Source organism: Curtobacterium sp. PhB170 (assembly GCF_003752345.1).
In the GTDB taxonomy this organism is placed as follows: Bacteria; Actinomycetota; Actinomycetes; order Actinomycetales; family Microbacteriaceae; genus Curtobacterium.
Genome location: NZ_RJUM01000008.1, coordinates 287,719 through 302,800 on the forward strand (window position 1 = coordinate 287,719; position 15,082 = coordinate 302,800).

A 15,082-nucleotide genomic window follows, 5' to 3' on the forward strand; every position below is an offset into this window, starting at 1 on the left:
CGCGCCCCGTCCGTTGCGCGCCCCGTCCGCCAAAGCGACAGATCGCCGCGAACTGTTCGCGGAGATCTGTCGCTTTGGCGGACACCTCGCACCGGGGTCGCGTGGATCTGTCGCTCTGGCGTAGGCGACCGACGCCCATTTGGTTGACGCGTCAACCAAATGGGCGCACACTGGTGCCATGCACACGCAGGACCTCCTCGCCGCCGACACCGGGATGGGTGCCGTCACCCTCCGCGTCGCGAACCTCGACCGGATGATCGGCTACTACCGCGACGGCGTCCAGCTCGCGCTGCTCTCGAACGAGGGCGGTGTCGCCGTGCTGGGGCGACCGGGCGCCGGTGGCCTGGCGATCCCGATCGTGATCCTCGAGCACGCGCCGTCGATGCAGCACGCCGGCCCGCACGACGCCGGCCTGTTCCACACCGCGATCCTGTTCGACACGCGGGCCGACCTGGCCGCCGCGCTGTACTCGGTCGCGACGAAGTTCCCGCAGACCTTCACCGGCAGCGCCGACCACCTGGTGAGCAACGCGTTCTACTTCACCGATCCCGAGGGCAACGGCGTCGAGCTGTACTGGGACCGCGACCGCACGGAGTGGTCGTGGACGCACGGCATGGTCGACATGGACACGAAGTACGTCGACCCGAACGCGTTCCTGCAGGAGCACCTGACGGCCGACGCGGTGGAGTCCGCGCCGAACGCGCCGGGTCGGGTCGGCCACGTGCACCTGTCGGTCGGCGACGTCGCCAGCGCGAAGGACTTCTACGTCGACAAGCTCGGCTTCGCGACGACGGCCGGGTGGGGCGAGGCCCTGTTCGTCAGCGCCGGCGGGTACCACCACCACATGGCGATGAACACCTGGAACTCCCGCGGGGCCGGGCGCCGTCAGCTCGCGCTCGGGCTGGGGCTCGTGCGGATCGAGGTGCCCGGGTCGGACGACCTCGGTGCCCTCGTCGCACGCATGCACGACACCGGGGTGCAGACCGCCGACGACGGCCGGACGGTCGCGTTCGAGGACCCGTGGGCGAACCGCATCGAGGTGACCGCGCCCGGTCGCGGCTGACGCGGTCCGCCGCGGGGCGGCCGAGACTCGGGCAGAGCGACTGTTCTCGCTCCCGCAGCCACGAGAAGTGTCGCTGACCCCGAGACTCGGCGCCGACTGCCGACCGCGCGGGTCACGCGCGGTTCGAGATCCCGCCGTCCGACGTCAGCAGCTGCCCGTTCACCCAGCGCCCCTGCTCCGAGCAGAGGAACCCGACGAGTGCAGCGGTGTCCGACGGTCGTCCGAGCCGACCGAGCGGCGTGCCCTCGACCGCCCAGCGCTTGACGTCGTCGGACATCCACCCGGTGTCGTTCGGGCCGGGGTTCACGACGTTCGCGCTGACGCCGAGGCCGCCGAGCTCCTTCGCGGCACCGAACACGAGGCGGTCGAGCGCCCCCTTCGACGCCCCGTACGGCAGGTTGTACGCGATGTGGTCGCTCGTCAGCGCGACGATCCGCCGGCGGTCCCGCGGTGCGGCGTCGCCAGCGCGTTCGAGTGCGGCCGCGTACGCCTGCACGAGCAGGAACGGCGCGCGGGCGTTGACCGCGAAGTGCCGGTCCCACGACTCGACCGTCGTGGTGCGGACGTCCGAGTCGACCGATTCGCAGTGCGACATCACCAGGGCGGTGACGGGGGCGCCCGCCTCGGTCTCGGCGCGGCCGACCAGGGCGGCCGCCTGGTCCGGGTCCTCCAGGTCGACCGGGAGGCGCGTCACGCGTGCACCCACCGACTCGCACTCCTGCACGACGGATTCGACCCCGTCGGGATCCGCCCCACCGCTCACGCGGTCGTCGTACGGGCCCCACCACGAGATGGCCAGGTCCCAGCCGTCGGTCGCCAGACGGGTGGCGAGCGCCGCGCCGATGCCGGCTCTGCGGCCCACGCCGGTCACCAGGGCGAGTGGTCGTGCGGACGTCATACGGGCCTCCTGTCCGGTGCGCCGTCGCACCGATCGCCACCCAGTCTGCCGGAACCGGCCACGCGCGTGGCCATCGCACTCGGTGTCCTGTCGGCGAGGACCGGCACGCGAGGGCCAAGATGGACGGATGCCACGCACACGACCACCGCTCGGACGCGGACGCGGACGCGGACCCCGCGGCGGTCGTCCGGACCCGCGCGACCTGCCGATCGAGCACGTCCGCGACCGGATGTCGTCCTACATCTACGGCAACATCACGGTGCTCGCCGCCGCGATCGCCGTCGACCCGGCCGCGATCCACCACGGTTCGGCGGTCTGGGCCGTCCTGGCGACCGCGGTCCTGACCTATCTGGCGCACGTGCTCGCGCACCTGGTGGCGCACGGCCTCGGCGGCGACGACTCCCAGACCGACGACGCCCGGCGCGAATCGGTCGTGACGATCATGCGGAACGCGAACCCGATCGCGACGTCCGGGCTCATCCCCGCGGTGCTGTACGCGGTGGCCTGGATCGGGTGGATCCCGACGGGGTGGGCGCAGACGGCCGCCCTGGTCATCCTGGTCGTGCGCATCGGGATGGTCGGCGTGTTCATGCAGCGCTTCAGTGGCAAGCGGCCCACGTTCCTCGGGCTCTGGGGCGGCATCGTGCTGGCCGCCGTGGCGTTCGTGATCGGTCTCGTGAAGGTGGTGTTGACGCATTGAGCGCCACCGAGTCCGAGCCGAAGCCGAAGCGCGCCGGCTGGAAGTTCCTCCGCGACCTCGTCGTCATCGTCGTCGTGGCGCTGCTGGCGTCGTTCCTGGTGAAGACCTACCTGGTCCGGTCCTTCTACATCCCGTCCGCGTCGATGGAGAACACGCTGCTCATCGGCGACCGCGTGCTCGTCAACGAACTCGTCCCCGGCGCCGTGCCGCTGCAGCGCGGTGACGTCGTCGTGTTCCAGGACCCGGGCGGCTGGCTCGGCACCGGGCAGGGCGACGACCTGATCAAGCGAGTGATCGGCCTGCCCGGCGACACCGTCTCGTGCTGCGGCACCGGCGGACACCTGTCGGTGAACGGCCACCCGGTCGACGAACCGTACGTGGTGCCCGAGATCGGGTCGGACCGGGTCTCCGGCACCGACTTCGACATCACCGTGCCGAAGGGGCGCATCTGGGTGATGGGCGACAACCGGTACAACTCGGCGGACTCCCGCGTGCACGGCACGGTGCCGGTCGACGACGTGGTCGGTCGTGCGTTCATCACCACGTGGCCGGTGTCACGGTGGACGGTGCTCTCGCGCTACGCCGACGAGTGGGACCAGGTGCCCGACCCGTCCTGAGCGACCCGGATCGGTCTCCGGCGGTCGTTGCCCGCCCCGGTCGTCCGGTGCGGTAGCGTTCCGATTCCCGTGCCGGACCGTCCGCAGCGGGGTGAGCGGAGGCGCTGTTCAGATGGACGCTGTGCCCATGGACGCTGTGCCCATCAACGCTGCGCCCATGGACGCTGTGCCCATGGACTACGTGACCGGGGGTGACGCAGAGCTGTCGATCCGGCGCATCGGGACGCACGGAGACCGCTCCGGCACGATCGGCCCCCGACCGGACCACGTGGTCTTCTGGCTCGCCGACGGCCGTGCCCGCCTGACCGCGGACGACGGCTCGAGCTGGGACGTCGGCGCCGAACGCCCGATGATGCTCTCCGCCTCGGTGGCGTACGGCTTCGACACCGACGCCACGGCGATGACCCTGCTGCACCTGTCGCCGGCGTTGCTCGGCGGACGCGCGGGCGACGGCGGCGGCGGCCCAGCGGCCGAGTTCCGGCAACCGGACGCCGCCGACCCCCGGATCGAGCCCCTCCGAGCACTGCTCCGCGACGTCACCGGTCGCGTCCTCGACCCCGCGCTGCCGCCCGACGAGCGGGCCGCCCTGAACCGACGCATCGCGACGGTCGTGCTCTCGACGTTCTCACCGTCACGGTCCGACGTCGAGCACCGCATGCGTCGTGCGATCCGCTTCGTGCACGAGCAGGCCGACCGGCCGCTCTCGGTGGCCGACATCGCGGACTCGTGCGGCCTGAGCGAGCGCGGCGTGCAGGACCTCTTCCGCCGGCGGCTCGCGGTGACGCCGATGCAGTACCTGCGCGAGGTTCGGCTCGACCGGGTCCACCTCGAACTCGGCCGGTCGCGGTCGGGCGCGCTGCTCGTGAGCGACGTCGCCCGGCGCTGGCAGTTCACGCACCTCGGTCGCTTCGCCGCCCACTACCGCGCACGCTTCGGCGAGCAGCCGCACGAGACGATCGCGCGAGGTCCCGGCGCGGTCTGAACCGACCCGCGCTCAGCAGCCCGTCGTCGTCAGGGTGACCGTCGCGACTGCGTCGTTCGTCACCGTCGTCGTCTGCGGGCACAGCGATCCCGCGCGGACGGTCACCTTGCCGAGCGGGACGCCCGCGAAGTCCGCGGTGCCACCGGGGAACACCCGCTGGTGCTCGGAGAGCTTGCCCGTCGACGCGAAGACCTTGACCTCGTACGGGTGGTCGGCGGCGTTGTCCGACACGGTGACCGAGACCTGGCCGGTCGAGTCGTGGGCGCCGCACCCCGCGAGCGTCACCAGAGCCGCCGCGGCGAGGGCGACAGCGGGCAGGACACGGCGGGACACGCGTCCAGGGTAGTCCGGCACCGGGCCGCGCCGGACCGCGCCGGGCCACGCCGGACCAGGGTCGACGTGCCGAGCGCTCGGCGAGCCTGCCCCGCGGACTGGGGTGGTGCGTCCTCCGTAGTGGGGACAGGCCCTGTCCGGTTGGCGCGTTAGCGTGGGTGCATGCACTCGGAGACAGCGACGACCGTCCCAGTCACCGGCGCGCCCGACGCCGTGCGCCGCGCAGCGCTGCTCGCCGCACTCGACGTGGTCGAGGGTGGCGCCGAAGAGCGCTTCGACCGGATCACCCGCATCGCGCGTGAAGCCCTCGGCGTCTCCGGCTCCTTCCTGAACCTGGCGGGCGAGACCTCGCTGACCATCAAGTCCCAGCAGAGCGACAGCCACTTCGGACCGGTCATCCCGCTGCAGGACACCTTCTGCGGGCGCACCCTGGGGGAGCGAGGCCCCGTGCTCGTGCCGGATGCGCGCATCGACGCCCGCTACTCCGACATGCCGATGGTCGTCGGCGACCCGAACGTGCGCTTCTACGCCGGGGTCCCGCTGCGGCTCGGCGACGACGACGTCAAGGTCGGCACGCTCTGCCTCATCGACCCGGAACCGCGGACCCTCGACGCCGACGAGGTCGCGCTGCTCCAGGAGCTCGGTGTCTGGGCCGAGCGGGAACTGGCAGCCGGCGCCGACGAGGACCGCCTGCGGTCCGTGCTCGCGGGGCTCGAACCCGGCACGGTCGACGTACCCGGCTACCGGATCGCGGGGCTGTCGGTCCCGCACGGCGTCGTCTCCGGCGACTTCCACGACTGGCACCGTTCCGGCGACGACGCCGTGCACCTGACCGTGGCGGACGTCATGGGCAAGGGCATGTCGGCTGGGCTGCTCGCCGCGAACATCCGCGGCGCACTGCTCGCCCGCGGCGACCTGGCACCCGACGTCGCCGTCGCCGAGCTCGAGGCGCAGGTCGCACCCGACCTCAGCCGCGCCGAGTCGTTCGCGACGATGTTCCACGGCCGGCTCACGCCCTCGACCGGCCGGATCGACTTCACCGACGCCGGACACGGGCTCGTCCTGCAGCTCCGCGACGACGGCGCCGAGCGCATCCTGCGGTCGTCGGACCTGCCGATCGGGCTGCACCCCGCGGGCATCGAACGTGCCTCCGGCTCGCTCGTCATGCGTCCGGGTGACGTGGTCATCGTGGTCAGCGACGGCGCGCTCGAGCTGTGGGACTCCACCCTCGCGTCGCTGTCGCAGCTCGGGGTGCTCTACCGCGAGTCGCCGGACATCGCGACGTTCCTGCAGCGGGTGCGGTCGCGTGCGGTCGACCACGACCCGGGCGACGACCTGACCGTCGTCGTGGTCGCGCGCGATTAGGCGCCGAGGCGCTCGATGAGCTCGGCGTAGCGCGCGGCGGTGCGGGACACGATCGCCTCGGGCAGCACCGGGGGCGTGCCCTGGCGGTCCCAGTTGGCGCTGAGCCAGTCGCGCACGATCTGCTTGTCGAAGGAGTCCGTCCGACCGTCGGCCCGGGCGTCCCAGTACCGGCTCGAGTCGCTGGTCAGGACCTCGTCCGCGATCCGGATCCGGCCGTCGGCGTCCTGCCCGAACTCGAACTTGGTGTCCGCGATCACGACGTCGCGCTTGAGGGCGATCGCCGCCGCCTCGGTGTACACGTGCAGCGACAGGTCGCGCAGGGTCGCCGCGACCTCGGCGCCGACCAGGTCGACGGTCTGCTCGTACGAGATGTTCTCGTCGTGCTCGCCCTGCGGTGCCTTGTAGGCGGGGGTGTAGATCGGTTCGGGGAGCCGGTCGCCGTTCGACAGCCCGTCGGGGAGTGCGACACCGCAGACGCTGCCGGACGCCTGGTACTCGGTCCAGCCGCTGCCGACCAGGTACCCGCGCACGACGCACTCGACGGGGAACATCTCGAGCGGCATGACGTGCATCGACCGTGACTCGACCTCAGCCGGTACGGGGGTGCCACCGGACGACGGGCCGATGATGTGGTTCGGCACGTCGCTCAGCTGCGTGAACCAGAAGCGCGACAGGCGGGTGAGTAGTTCGCCCTTGCCGGGGATCGGTGGCTCGAGCGCGAAGTCGTAGGCACTGACCCGGTCGGACGCCACGAGCAGCAGCTCGGACGCACTCTGGATGTCGGCGGTACCGGTCGGCACGTAGAGCTCGCGGACCTTGCCCGACGAGACGTGGTCCCAGCCGGCGATCACGGGCGCGGCGCTCATCGGGTGACCTTCGCGGCGATGTCGGTGCGGTACTGCGCGCCCTGCAGGGTGATGTCACCGAGGCCCGCGTAGGCACGCTCCCGTGCCTGGGCGAAGTCGGCCCCGGTCGCGACGACGCTGAGCACGCGGCCGCCGGTGGCGACGAGGCTGTCGTCGAGCACCCCGGTGGCGGCGTGTGCGACGGAGACGCCGTCGCGGGCGTTCGCGGCGTCGATGCCGGTGATCGGACGGCCGGTCTGCGGATTCTCCGGGTAGCCCTCGCTCGCGAGCACGACCGTGACCGCCGCGTCCGGACGGAACGAGGGTTCCGGGGTGCCCCCGAGCTGGCCCGTCGCGGCAGCGAGCAGCAGTCCGCTCAGCGGCGTCGCCAGGCGGGGGAGGACGACCTGGGTCTCCGGGTCGCCGAAGCGGGCGTTGAACTCGATGACCCGGACGCCCTGCTCGGTGACGATGAGCCCGCAGTAGAGCAGCCCGACGAACGGGGTGCCCTCGTGCTCGAGACGACGGACGGTGGGGAGCGCGACCAGCTCGGTGACCTCGTCGACGAAGGCCTGCTCGGATGCCCACCGATCAGCCAGCCACGGCAGCGGCGAGTAGGCGCCCATTCCGCCGGTGTTCGGCCCGAGATCGCCGTCGGCCAGGCGCTTGTAGTCCTGCGCGGGGCTGAGCGGGCGGACGTCGTGGCCGTCGCTCAGGAAGAACAACGAGACCTCTTCGCCGTCGAGGAACTCCTCGACCACGACGTGTCCGTGCTGCAGCCAGTAGGTGGCGTGGTCGATCGCGGCCTGACGGTCCTCGGTCACGAGGACACCCTTGCCCGCGGCCAGCCCGTCGGCCTTCACGACGTACGGTGCGCCGAGCTCGTCGATCGCGGCGACGGCCTCGTCCGCCGTGCCGGCGTACACCGGGCGGCCGGTGGGCACGTTCGCCTCGGACATGATGCGCTTGGCGAAGGCCTTCGAGCCCTCGAGCTGCGCTGCGGCCTTGCCCGGCCCGAAGACCGGGATGCCCCGGGTGCGGACGGGGTCGGCCACACCGGCGATGAGCGGCGCCTCGGGCCCGACGACGACCAGTTCGACGCCGTTCTCGATCGCGTACTCGGCGACGAGTGCGCCGTTGGTGGGGTCGAGGGAGACGGTCTCGACATCGGCGGCGATGCCGGCGTTGCCGGGAGCAGCCGTGATGACGTGACCCGCCTGTTCAGCGAGGAGGGCCGTGATGATCGCGTGCTCGCGGGCACCGGAACCGAGGACGAGGATTCGCACCCGATCACCCTACCGATCAGGACTCGCCCCCCGCGAGGCGACGGCTAGCCTGTGGAGATGCCACCCAGGAGGATCGAGGACGCCGCCGGCCGCGCCGCACTGACCGCGGTGCAGCAGGGCGACACGGCACGGGCGACCGTCGCGACGGCCGTCCGGTGGACCCTGCAGCGCCTCGCCGACGACGTGCCGGGCAACAGCGTCGAGGTCCGGGTGCCGCCGTTCGCCGCGGTCCAGGCCGTCCCCGGCCCGCGCCACACCCGTGGCACGCCGCCGAACGTGGTCGAGACGGACGCCACGACGTGGCTCGCGCTCGCGACCGCGGAGCTGACCTGGGACGAGGCCGTCGCGCAGTCACGCGTCAGCGCTTCCGGCTCGCGTGCGGACCTGACGGCGTTCCTGCCGGTGCGGGTCGGGCTCTAGCCGCGTCGAGCACTCCCTAGGCGGACGAACCGAATTAGGTAGTCCCTACCGATGCGGGCGCATGCACTGCGAACCTAGGCTTGAAGTCGCCGGGATTCGGACCCGACCCGAACGGGTCCGAACCCGGCGACAGGGACCAAGGTACGCGATGTTCCACACAACGTGTCAACCGCCGCGGCGCGTCGTGCTGCAATGCGCAACGTTCTTGCGTCACGAGTGGACTCAGAAGAGTCCGGCGAGCTCCGAACGAGCATGCAGGTCCCACTTGCCGAACACCCGCGACAGGTGCGCGTCGATGGTCCGCGTCGAGAGCCCGAGCTCCTCGCCGATCAGGCGGTTGCTCAACCCCTGCGCCGCGAGCTCGGCGACCTGGTACTCGCGGTTCGTGAGCGGTGGTTTCGGCCGGCCGGCCGTGACCGCCATGCCGTGCGACGCGAGCGCCCCCTGCGCCGCGATCACCCGCGTCCGGTCGCGTGCGGTCAGGGCGTCGGCGTACTCGACGATCGCCGCGGCGAGCGGACCGTCGACCCGAGCCGCTGCCTCGCGCATGCGACCGAGCGAGGTACCGGTCTCGCGTCCGTTCAGCATGTCCATCGCGTAGTGCAGCGTCTGCGCGTACATGACGTGCGTCCACCCACCGCTCGCCGTCCCGCGGTCGATGATGTCGTCGGCGTGCCGGAGCCCGGCCGGGTTGCCGAGCACCGCCTCGGTCCAGGCGATCGTCACCGCGACCTGCTCGCCCGTGATCCGCATCGCCCGCTGCGGGGTGGCCCTCGCCCGGTCGAGCGCACGAGTCGCGTCCTCGGTTCGACCGGCGTAGGCGTACGCCATCGCGAGCCGCGCCCACGGGTAGGCCGCGAAGCCGCCGTGGTCCGCGACGTCGTACCGCTCGCAGGCAGCCGAGAACGCGGCGATCGCGTCGTCCCAGCGCCGTTGGCCGATGGCGAGGTTGCCGTCGCCGATGAGTTCGAGGGTGAAGTCGTACTTCAGGTACGGGTTCGACCGGCGGACCGGCACCTCGGTGAGCAGGTCGGCGAGGTCGCCGCGCCAGACCTGCACCTGGTGCAGCACCGACACGATCTCGCCGACGCTCCACGGCGCGTCCTCGAGGTGCTCGATCGCGGTGGCCAGTGCCCGGCGCCCGAGGGCCGAGGCGTCGTCGAGCCGCCCGGCCGTGGCGAGCGCCATGATCGCGCAGGGGGCGACGCACAGGAACGCGAACGGGATCGTCGGGGCGTGCACGATGCCGCTGCGCTCGAGTTCGGCGCGGACCTCGTTGAACCGTCCGCCCCAGCCGAGGTGCGCCAGGCGCAGCAGGCGGAGCCGTTCGACCGCGTCGCCGGACACCAGGCGGCTGGCGACGTCGGTGAGCGCGACCGCGGCCAGCACGTCGTCGTCGTGGAACTGACGGATGTTGGCGAGGATCTCGCAGGCCTCGACCACGAGGGCGTCGTCCACCGTGCCGGGTTCCGCACGGGCGACGGCCCAGGCGGCCTCGGCGTCGGCGCGACCGGCCTCGCGCCCGTCGGTGTACGAGTACGCCAGCGACCGCAGGCAGCGCGCGGCGACCTGCTCGTTCGGGTGCAGTGTCCGCCGGAGCGCTGCGGAGGCCAGGGCGATCGCGCTCTCGTGCTCCTGGAGCCGCACTGCGACCTGCGCCGCGTCGAGCAGCTGCTCGACCGGCGGCACGACACCGCAGTCGAGCGCCCAGAGCGCCGACCGCAAGCGCGCGGCGGGCGGCGCGCCCTCGGCGCTGTCGGCGCGGAAGGCGTTCGCGCGGGCGAAGAGCGCCGTGCGGCGGGCGACCGGCACCAGGCCGCGGATCACGTCGCCGACGAGCGGGTGCTGCGGACGGGCCACCGCGGCGCCGTCGTCGAGCGAGTCGATCCGGACCAGCCCGAGCGCGACCACGCGGTCGACGTCGCCGCCGCTGACCAGGCCGAGCAGCCGCGCGAGCGGGATCGGGTCGGCCAGTGCCACGATGTCGACGACGTCGCGCAGGTCCTCCGGCAACGAGCCGAGCTCCGTCCGGTACATGTCGGCGAGGCTGTTCGACGCCGTCACCCGGCCGCGCCAGTACCACCCGGACGCCGTGTGCTCGAGGGCACCCGAGGTGCGGGCGGCGCGGACGACCTCGCGCAGGTAGAGCGGGTTGCCGGCGGTCGCGCGGTGCACCCGCTCGGCCGAGGCGTTCTCGAGCTGCGAGCCGAGCGCCTCGGCCACCAGGGCCGACGTCTCGCGCAGGGTGAGCGGCTCGAGGTCGATGCGCTCGAGCAGGTCGTCCTGCCACAGGGCGCGGAGCGGTTCCGGCAGCGCGGTGAAGTCACGGCAGGTCAGGACGAGCCGCGCACCCTGGTGCCGGACGAGCCACGCCACGTACCGGGCGGAGATCGCGTCGAGGTGGTCGGCGTCGTCGACGCGCAGCAGGACGTCGCGGTCCGCCAGGTCGGCGATCGCCCGGAGGCGCTGCTCGGCCCCGGCGTCGTCGGACAGTTCCGACAGGGTCGCCGGCAGCTCGCCGAAGCGGTCCGAGATCGCGCCGAAGGGCATCGAGCGCCCGGAGGCGACGGCGGTGATGGGCACCACGACCGTGCGCCCGGTGGCGTCCCGTCCGGCGACGCGGTCGGTGACGCGGGCGGCGACGGTGCTCTTGCCGAGACCCGGGGCGCCGACGAGCGCGACGCTCCACTGGTGCTCCGCGACGACGGACACGGCACGGTCCTCTTCGTGGCGTTGCATCACGGGCCAGGTCACGCGCGCCGGGGTGCTCGAGGTGCGGCCTCGTCCCCGTACGGTCCGTTCTCGCATCCGTGTCACCTCCAGCCCTTGGGATACCAACGCGTACGGATCATCCTCTCCTGGATCGGACTGCGCGGACAGGCCGGGAGACGTCCCACAGTGGGGGACAATGGGTGGGTGAGCAACACCGATCGACCCGACGACCAGCCGGTCCCGGCCCCTGCGCCGAACGCCGTCTCCACCTCTGACGAGGTCACGATCCGTCGTGCCCCGAAGTTCGGGGTGTTCATCGTCGGCGGTGCGGTGCTCGGGTTCATCGCGACCCTGATCGTCGTCTCGCTCACCATGAACCTCGGTGGCCAGCAGGAGGAGTCGAGCTTCGGCAGCCTGGTGGGCTACTTCAGCCTGTGGGGCGTCACGATCGGTGCCTTCGTCGGCGCGGTCGTCGCCGTCGTGTTCGACCGGGTCTTCGCCCGGCGCGCGGCCCGCCTGACGGCGGAGCGTGTCGAGGTCGAGCTGCCGCCCGAGACGGTCGACGGCGAGATCGACGAGCACGGCGACCAGCGGCCGTAGCCGCGACCGCTTCCAGACGGGAGGCCCGTGGCGACACCGCCACGGGCCTCCCGTCTGTCAGGTGGGTGCGTCTCGGACGCGACCTAGCTGAGCTGGTTCGCCTCGACCCAGGACAGGTACTCCGGGCTCACGGTGCCCGTGACGTACTCGCCCGTGAAGCAGCTCATCTCGAGGTCGGTCACGTCGGAGCCCTCGATGATGGCGTCCCGCATGTCGCCGATCTCCTGGTAGATCAGGTGGTCGCTGCCGAGCACGCGGTTGATGTCCGGGATCTTCCGGTCGTGCGCGATGAGCTCGTCGCGCGTCGGCATGTTGATGCCGTAGACGTGCGGGAACCGGACCGGGGGAGCGGCGCTCGTGAAGGTGACCTCGTTCGCACCGGCGGCGCGGGCCATCTCCACGATCTCCTTGCTCGTCGTGCCGCGCACGATCGAGTCGTCGACGATCAGGATGTTCTTGCCCTTGAACTCCGACGACATCGCGTTGAGCTTCTGCCGGACGGACCGCTTGCGCTCCGCCTGGCCCGGCATGATGAAGGTCCGGCCGACGTAGCGGTTCTTGTAGAAGCCCTCGCGGTACTCGATGCCGAGCTTCCGCGCGACCTGCATCGCGGCCGGCCGGGACGAGTCCGGGATCGGCATCACGACGTCGATGTCACCGGTCGGCGCGTACTGCTCGATGGTGTCCGCCAGCCGGTTGCCGAGGCGCAGGCGGGCGTCGTAGACCGAGATGCCGTTCATGACCGAGTCGGGACGGGCCAGGTACACGTACTCGAACGAGCACGGCACGAGCCGCGGCTTCTTCGCGCACTGCCGGGCGTGCATCTGCCCGTTCATCTCGATGAAGATCGCCTCGCCCGGGGCGACGTCGCGCACGATCTCGTAGCCGCCGGACTCGAGCACCAGCGACTCGCTCGCCACGACCCACTCGGGCTGGCCGGCCTCGTCGAACTTGTGGCCGAGGATGAGCGGCCGGATGCCGAACGGGTCGCGGAAGGCCAGGAGCCCGTGGCCGGCGATCGTGGCGATCGTGGCGTAGGAGCCCTCGACCCGCTCGTGCACGCGCTCGACGGCGTCGAAGACCTGCCCGGGGTCGAGGTCCGTGCCGCGGACCTGTCCCTGCAGCTCGTGCGCCAGCACGTTCACCAGGAGCTCGGTGTCCGACGTGGTGTTGAGGTGCCGACGGTCGATGTCGAACAGTTCACGCGTCAGTTCCCGCGTGTTGGTGAGGTTGCCGTTGTGGACGAGGACGATGCCGTACGGCGCGTTCACGTAGAACGGCTGTGCTTCTTCCTCGTTGCTCGCCGCGCCCTTGGTGGCGTAGCGCACGTGTCCGAGGCCCATGGTGCCGAGCAGGGCGCGCATGTCACGGGTTCGGAACGACTCCCGTACGTGGCCGCGGGTCTTGTGCATGTGGTGCACGTGACCCTCGACCGTGGCGATGCCCGTCGAGTCCTGCCCGCGGTGCTGCAGGAGGAGCAGTGCGTCGTAGATGGATTGGTTGGCGGGGCCCTGTGCAACGAGGCCGACGATGCCGCACATTCGCGGGTGTGCTCCAGACCGTAGAATCGGGGGGTACCGAACAAGTCTGCCATGTCACCGCGAAGGACTCCGCATGCCCAACCCGTACGCCGAAGCCGGAGTGGACACCGCTGCCGGTGACCTGGCCGTCGAACTCATGAAGTCCGCAGTCGCGGCGACGCACAACAGCCACGTGCTGGGCGGCGTGGGCGGCTTCGCCGGACTCTACGACGTGTCGTTCCTGAAGGACTTCTCACACCCGTTGCTCGCGACCTCGACCGACGGCGTCGGCACCAAGGTCGCCATCGCCCAGGCGATCGACAAGCACGACACCATCGGGCAGGACCTGGTCGGCATGGTCGTCGACGACATCGTGGTGGTCGGTGCGAAGCCGCTGTTCATGACCGACTACATCGCCTGCGGGCGCGTCGTGCCGAACCGCATCGCCGACATCGTCGCCGGCATCGCCCGCGGCTGCTCGGCGACGGGCACCGCGCTGGTCGGTGGCGAGACCGCCGAGCACCCCGGGCTGCTCGGTCCGGACGACTACGACGTGGCCGGCGCCGCGACGGGTGTCGTCGAGGCCGGTTCGCAGCTCGGCGCCCACCTGGTGCAGGACGGCGACGTCGTGCTCGCGATCGAGTCGTCCGGGCTGCACTCGAACGGGTACTCGCTCGTCCGGCACATCCTGGCGTCGCGCGGGGTCGGGTACACCGACCAGCTGGCCGAGCTGAGCGGTGTCGGGTTCGGCGGCGCGGTTTCCGTCGGCGAGGCCCTGCTGGAGCCCACCCGCCTGTACACGACGCCGCTGCTGGAGCTGCTCGAGCAGCACCCGGGCGCCGTGCACTCCCTGTCGCACGTGACCGGTGGTGGCATCGCGGCGAACCTGGCGCGCGTGCTGCCCGTCGGCTCGTGGATCGAGGTCGACCGTTCGACCTGGCAGCCGCTCCCCGTCTTCCGCGTGCTCGCCGACATGGCCGGCACGCCGATCGAGGACACCGAGGGCACCTGGAACCTGGGCATCGGCATGTTCGCCGTGGTGTCCGCCAGTGCTGCGGTGGACGTCATCGAGTCGCTCGGCGTCGCCGGGATGCCCGCGTGGCCCGTCGGCACGATCGCCACGTCGGCCCGCGACCTGACCGGCTTCGAACAGGGCGCCAAGGGTGTCGACGGCGGTGCCGTGCGGCTCGTCGGGAGCTACGCCGCCTGACCCAGCCGGCCACGCCCGTCACGCAGGCCGCGTGGCGGGCGTTCGTCGTGCCTCCAGGCCGCACGACCTGCCGTCAGGTGTCCGCCGAGTGGCCACGAAGTGCCGCTCGGTCCGGCCGCGGGCGGCACTTCGTGACCACTCGGCGTTCCCCGCGTGGGGAGTCGTGACCGGTCCGCGTTGTCCGCGTGCGCACGCAGAAACGCCGCGCTGCCCGGGGGTGCGCGGCGTGACGGCTGTGCCGGTCAGGCGGACTTGTTCTGGTCCGCTTTGGTCTCGAACTCGTCGGATTCGTCTGCCGCTTCGGGACCGTACTGGTCCGCCCAGCGGTCGACGAGATCGTCATCGGAGTGTTGTCCGGCGGAGAGCTCCTGCTCGAGTGCACCGTAGTTCGTCTGCGGGCTGAAGTACTTCAGCTCACGGGCGACCTTGGTGTGCTTCGCCTTTTGACGGCCGCGCCCCATGCGTGACCCCCTCGTTCGGCTCTGGTCCGGTCCTGGCGAATGACGGAAGATCACTCGGGGAACCAGACGG

15 protein-coding genes are annotated in these 15,082 nt (G+C 71.6%); 8 read left to right on the top strand and 7 right to left on the bottom strand.

Annotated features, from left to right (window positions below; genetic code table 11):
• Positions 1-178: 178 nt before the first annotated feature.
• The gene (locus tag EDF40_RS01915) at positions 179-1,063 is read left to right on the top strand and encodes a VOC family protein (protein WP_123340130.1); all 885 of its coding nucleotides are present in this window, start codon (positions 179-181) and stop codon (positions 1,061-1,063) included.
• Positions 1,064-1,175: 112 nt separating this feature from the next.
• Here EDF40_RS01915 and EDF40_RS01920 read toward each other — a convergent pair whose 3' ends face one another.
• Positions 1,176-1,961, bottom strand: coding sequence for an SDR family oxidoreductase (locus EDF40_RS01920; protein WP_123340131.1), 786 nt, complete (start codon positions 1,959-1,961; stop codon positions 1,176-1,178).
• Between the two features lie 127 nt (positions 1,962-2,088).
• Between EDF40_RS01920 and EDF40_RS01925 the strand changes: the two genes are divergently transcribed.
• The 3 genes from EDF40_RS01925 (at position 2,089) to EDF40_RS01935 (ending at position 4,260) form a co-directional block, all read left to right on the top strand.
• Positions 2,089-2,661: a hypothetical protein gene (locus EDF40_RS01925; protein WP_123340132.1), complete on the top strand. Its 573-nt coding sequence runs from the start codon at positions 2,089-2,091 to the stop codon at positions 2,659-2,661.
• On the top strand, positions 2,658-3,278 hold the full coding sequence (gene lepB, locus EDF40_RS01930) for a signal peptidase I (RefSeq protein WP_123293649.1): 621 nt from the start codon (positions 2,658-2,660) through the stop codon (positions 3,276-3,278). Before EDF40_RS01925 ends, lepB begins: the two co-directional genes overlap by 4 nt.
• A gap of 157 nt (positions 3,279-3,435) precedes the next feature.
• Entirely contained in the window at positions 3,436-4,260 is an 825-nt protein-coding gene (locus EDF40_RS01935; RefSeq protein WP_185002672.1) for a helix-turn-helix transcriptional regulator, read from the top strand.
• Between the two features lie 12 nt (positions 4,261-4,272).
• Here the strand turns inward: EDF40_RS01935 and EDF40_RS01940 are convergent, their stop codons facing one another.
• Positions 4,273-4,593, bottom strand: coding sequence for a hypothetical protein (locus tag EDF40_RS01940; RefSeq protein WP_123340134.1), 321 nt, complete (start codon positions 4,591-4,593; stop codon positions 4,273-4,275).
• Between the two features lie 162 nt (positions 4,594-4,755).
• Between EDF40_RS01940 and EDF40_RS01945 the strand changes: the two genes are divergently transcribed.
• The gene (locus EDF40_RS01945) at positions 4,756-5,958 is read left to right on the top strand and encodes a PP2C family protein-serine/threonine phosphatase (protein ID WP_123340135.1); all 1,203 of its coding nucleotides are present in this window, start codon (positions 4,756-4,758) and stop codon (positions 5,956-5,958) included.
• On the opposite strand, the gene EDF40_RS01950 is transcribed toward EDF40_RS01945, so the two are convergent.
• Together EDF40_RS01950 and purD are read right to left on the bottom strand one after the other, a co-directional pair.
• Complete coding sequence (locus EDF40_RS01950; protein ID WP_123340136.1) at positions 5,955-6,824, bottom strand: phosphoribosylaminoimidazolesuccinocarboxamide synthase; 870 nt, start codon at positions 6,822-6,824, stop codon at positions 5,955-5,957. The two genes, EDF40_RS01945 and EDF40_RS01950, sit on opposite strands and share 4 nt — an antisense overlap.
• The gene (gene purD / locus EDF40_RS01955; protein ID WP_123340137.1) at positions 6,821-8,089 is read right to left on the bottom strand and encodes a phosphoribosylamine--glycine ligase; all 1,269 of its coding nucleotides are present in this window, start codon (positions 8,087-8,089) and stop codon (positions 6,821-6,823) included. Before purD ends, EDF40_RS01950 begins: the two co-directional genes overlap by 4 nt.
• A 57-nt stretch (positions 8,090-8,146) precedes the next feature.
• Between purD and EDF40_RS01960 the strand changes: the two genes are divergently transcribed.
• Positions 8,147-8,509 (top strand): sterol carrier family protein, encoded by a 363-nt coding sequence (locus EDF40_RS01960; RefSeq protein ID WP_123340257.1) that lies wholly within the window; start codon positions 8,147-8,149, stop codon positions 8,507-8,509.
• A 222-nt stretch (positions 8,510-8,731) separates the two neighbouring features.
• Here the strand turns inward: EDF40_RS01960 and EDF40_RS01965 are convergent, their stop codons facing one another.
• Positions 8,732-11,263 (bottom strand): LuxR C-terminal-related transcriptional regulator, encoded by a 2,532-nt coding sequence (locus EDF40_RS01965; protein WP_123340138.1) that lies wholly within the window; start codon positions 11,261-11,263, stop codon positions 8,732-8,734.
• Positions 11,264-11,425: 162 nt separating this feature from the next.
• Here EDF40_RS01965 and EDF40_RS01970 point away from each other — a divergent pair, with 162 nt between their 5' ends.
• On the top strand, positions 11,426-11,821 hold the full coding sequence (locus tag EDF40_RS01970) for a hypothetical protein (RefSeq protein ID WP_111085569.1): 396 nt from the start codon (positions 11,426-11,428) through the stop codon (positions 11,819-11,821).
• Positions 11,822-11,904: 83 nt separating this feature from the next.
• On the opposite strand, the gene purF is transcribed toward EDF40_RS01970, so the two are convergent.
• On the bottom strand, positions 11,905-13,362 hold the full coding sequence (purF, locus tag EDF40_RS01975) for an amidophosphoribosyltransferase (RefSeq protein ID WP_123340139.1): 1,458 nt from the start codon (positions 13,360-13,362) through the stop codon (positions 11,905-11,907).
• A gap of 73 nt (positions 13,363-13,435) precedes the next feature.
• On the opposite strand from purF, the gene purM reads away from it, so the two are divergent.
• A complete protein-coding gene (purM, locus tag EDF40_RS01980) occupies positions 13,436-14,551 on the top strand; it encodes a phosphoribosylformylglycinamidine cyclo-ligase (RefSeq protein WP_123340140.1) in 1,116 nt (371 codons plus the stop codon).
• Between the two features lie 242 nt (positions 14,552-14,793).
• Here the strand turns inward: purM and EDF40_RS01985 are convergent, their stop codons facing one another.
• Positions 14,794-15,012, bottom strand: coding sequence for a DUF3073 domain-containing protein (locus tag EDF40_RS01985; protein ID WP_123340141.1), 219 nt, complete (start codon positions 15,010-15,012; stop codon positions 14,794-14,796).
• Positions 15,013-15,082: the final 70 nt, after the last annotated feature.

Bases quoted from the DNA above. Each gene is read 5' to 3' on its own strand.
- EDF40_RS01915 (WP_123340130.1), top strand. From the start codon at position 179: ATGCACACGCAGGACCTCCTCGCCGCCGACACCGGGATGGGTGCCGTC.
- EDF40_RS01920 (WP_123340131.1), bottom strand. From the start codon at position 1,961: ATGACGTCCGCACGACCACTCGCCCTGGTGACCGGCGTGGGCCGCAGA.
- EDF40_RS01925 (WP_123340132.1), top strand. From the start codon at position 2,089: ATGCCACGCACACGACCACCGCTCGGACGCGGACGCGGACGCGGACCC.
- EDF40_RS01935 (WP_185002672.1), top strand. From the start codon at position 3,436: ATGGACGCTGTGCCCATGGACTACGTGACCGGGGGTGACGCAGAGCTG.
- EDF40_RS01945 (WP_123340135.1), top strand. From the start codon at position 4,756: ATGCACTCGGAGACAGCGACGACCGTCCCAGTCACCGGCGCGCCCGAC.
- EDF40_RS01950 (WP_123340136.1), bottom strand. From the start codon at position 6,824: ATGAGCGCCGCGCCCGTGATCGCCGGCTGGGACCACGTCTCGTCGGGC.
- EDF40_RS01960 (WP_123340257.1), top strand. From the start codon at position 8,147: ATGCCACCCAGGAGGATCGAGGACGCCGCCGGCCGCGCCGCACTGACC.
- purF (WP_123340139.1), bottom strand. From the start codon at position 13,362: ATGTGCGGCATCGTCGGCCTCGTTGCACAGGGCCCCGCCAACCAATCC.
- purM (WP_123340140.1), top strand. From the start codon at position 13,436: ATGCCCAACCCGTACGCCGAAGCCGGAGTGGACACCGCTGCCGGTGAC.
- EDF40_RS01985 (WP_123340141.1), bottom strand. From the start codon at position 15,012: ATGGGGCGCGGCCGTCAAAAGGCGAAGCACACCAAGGTCGCCCGTGAG.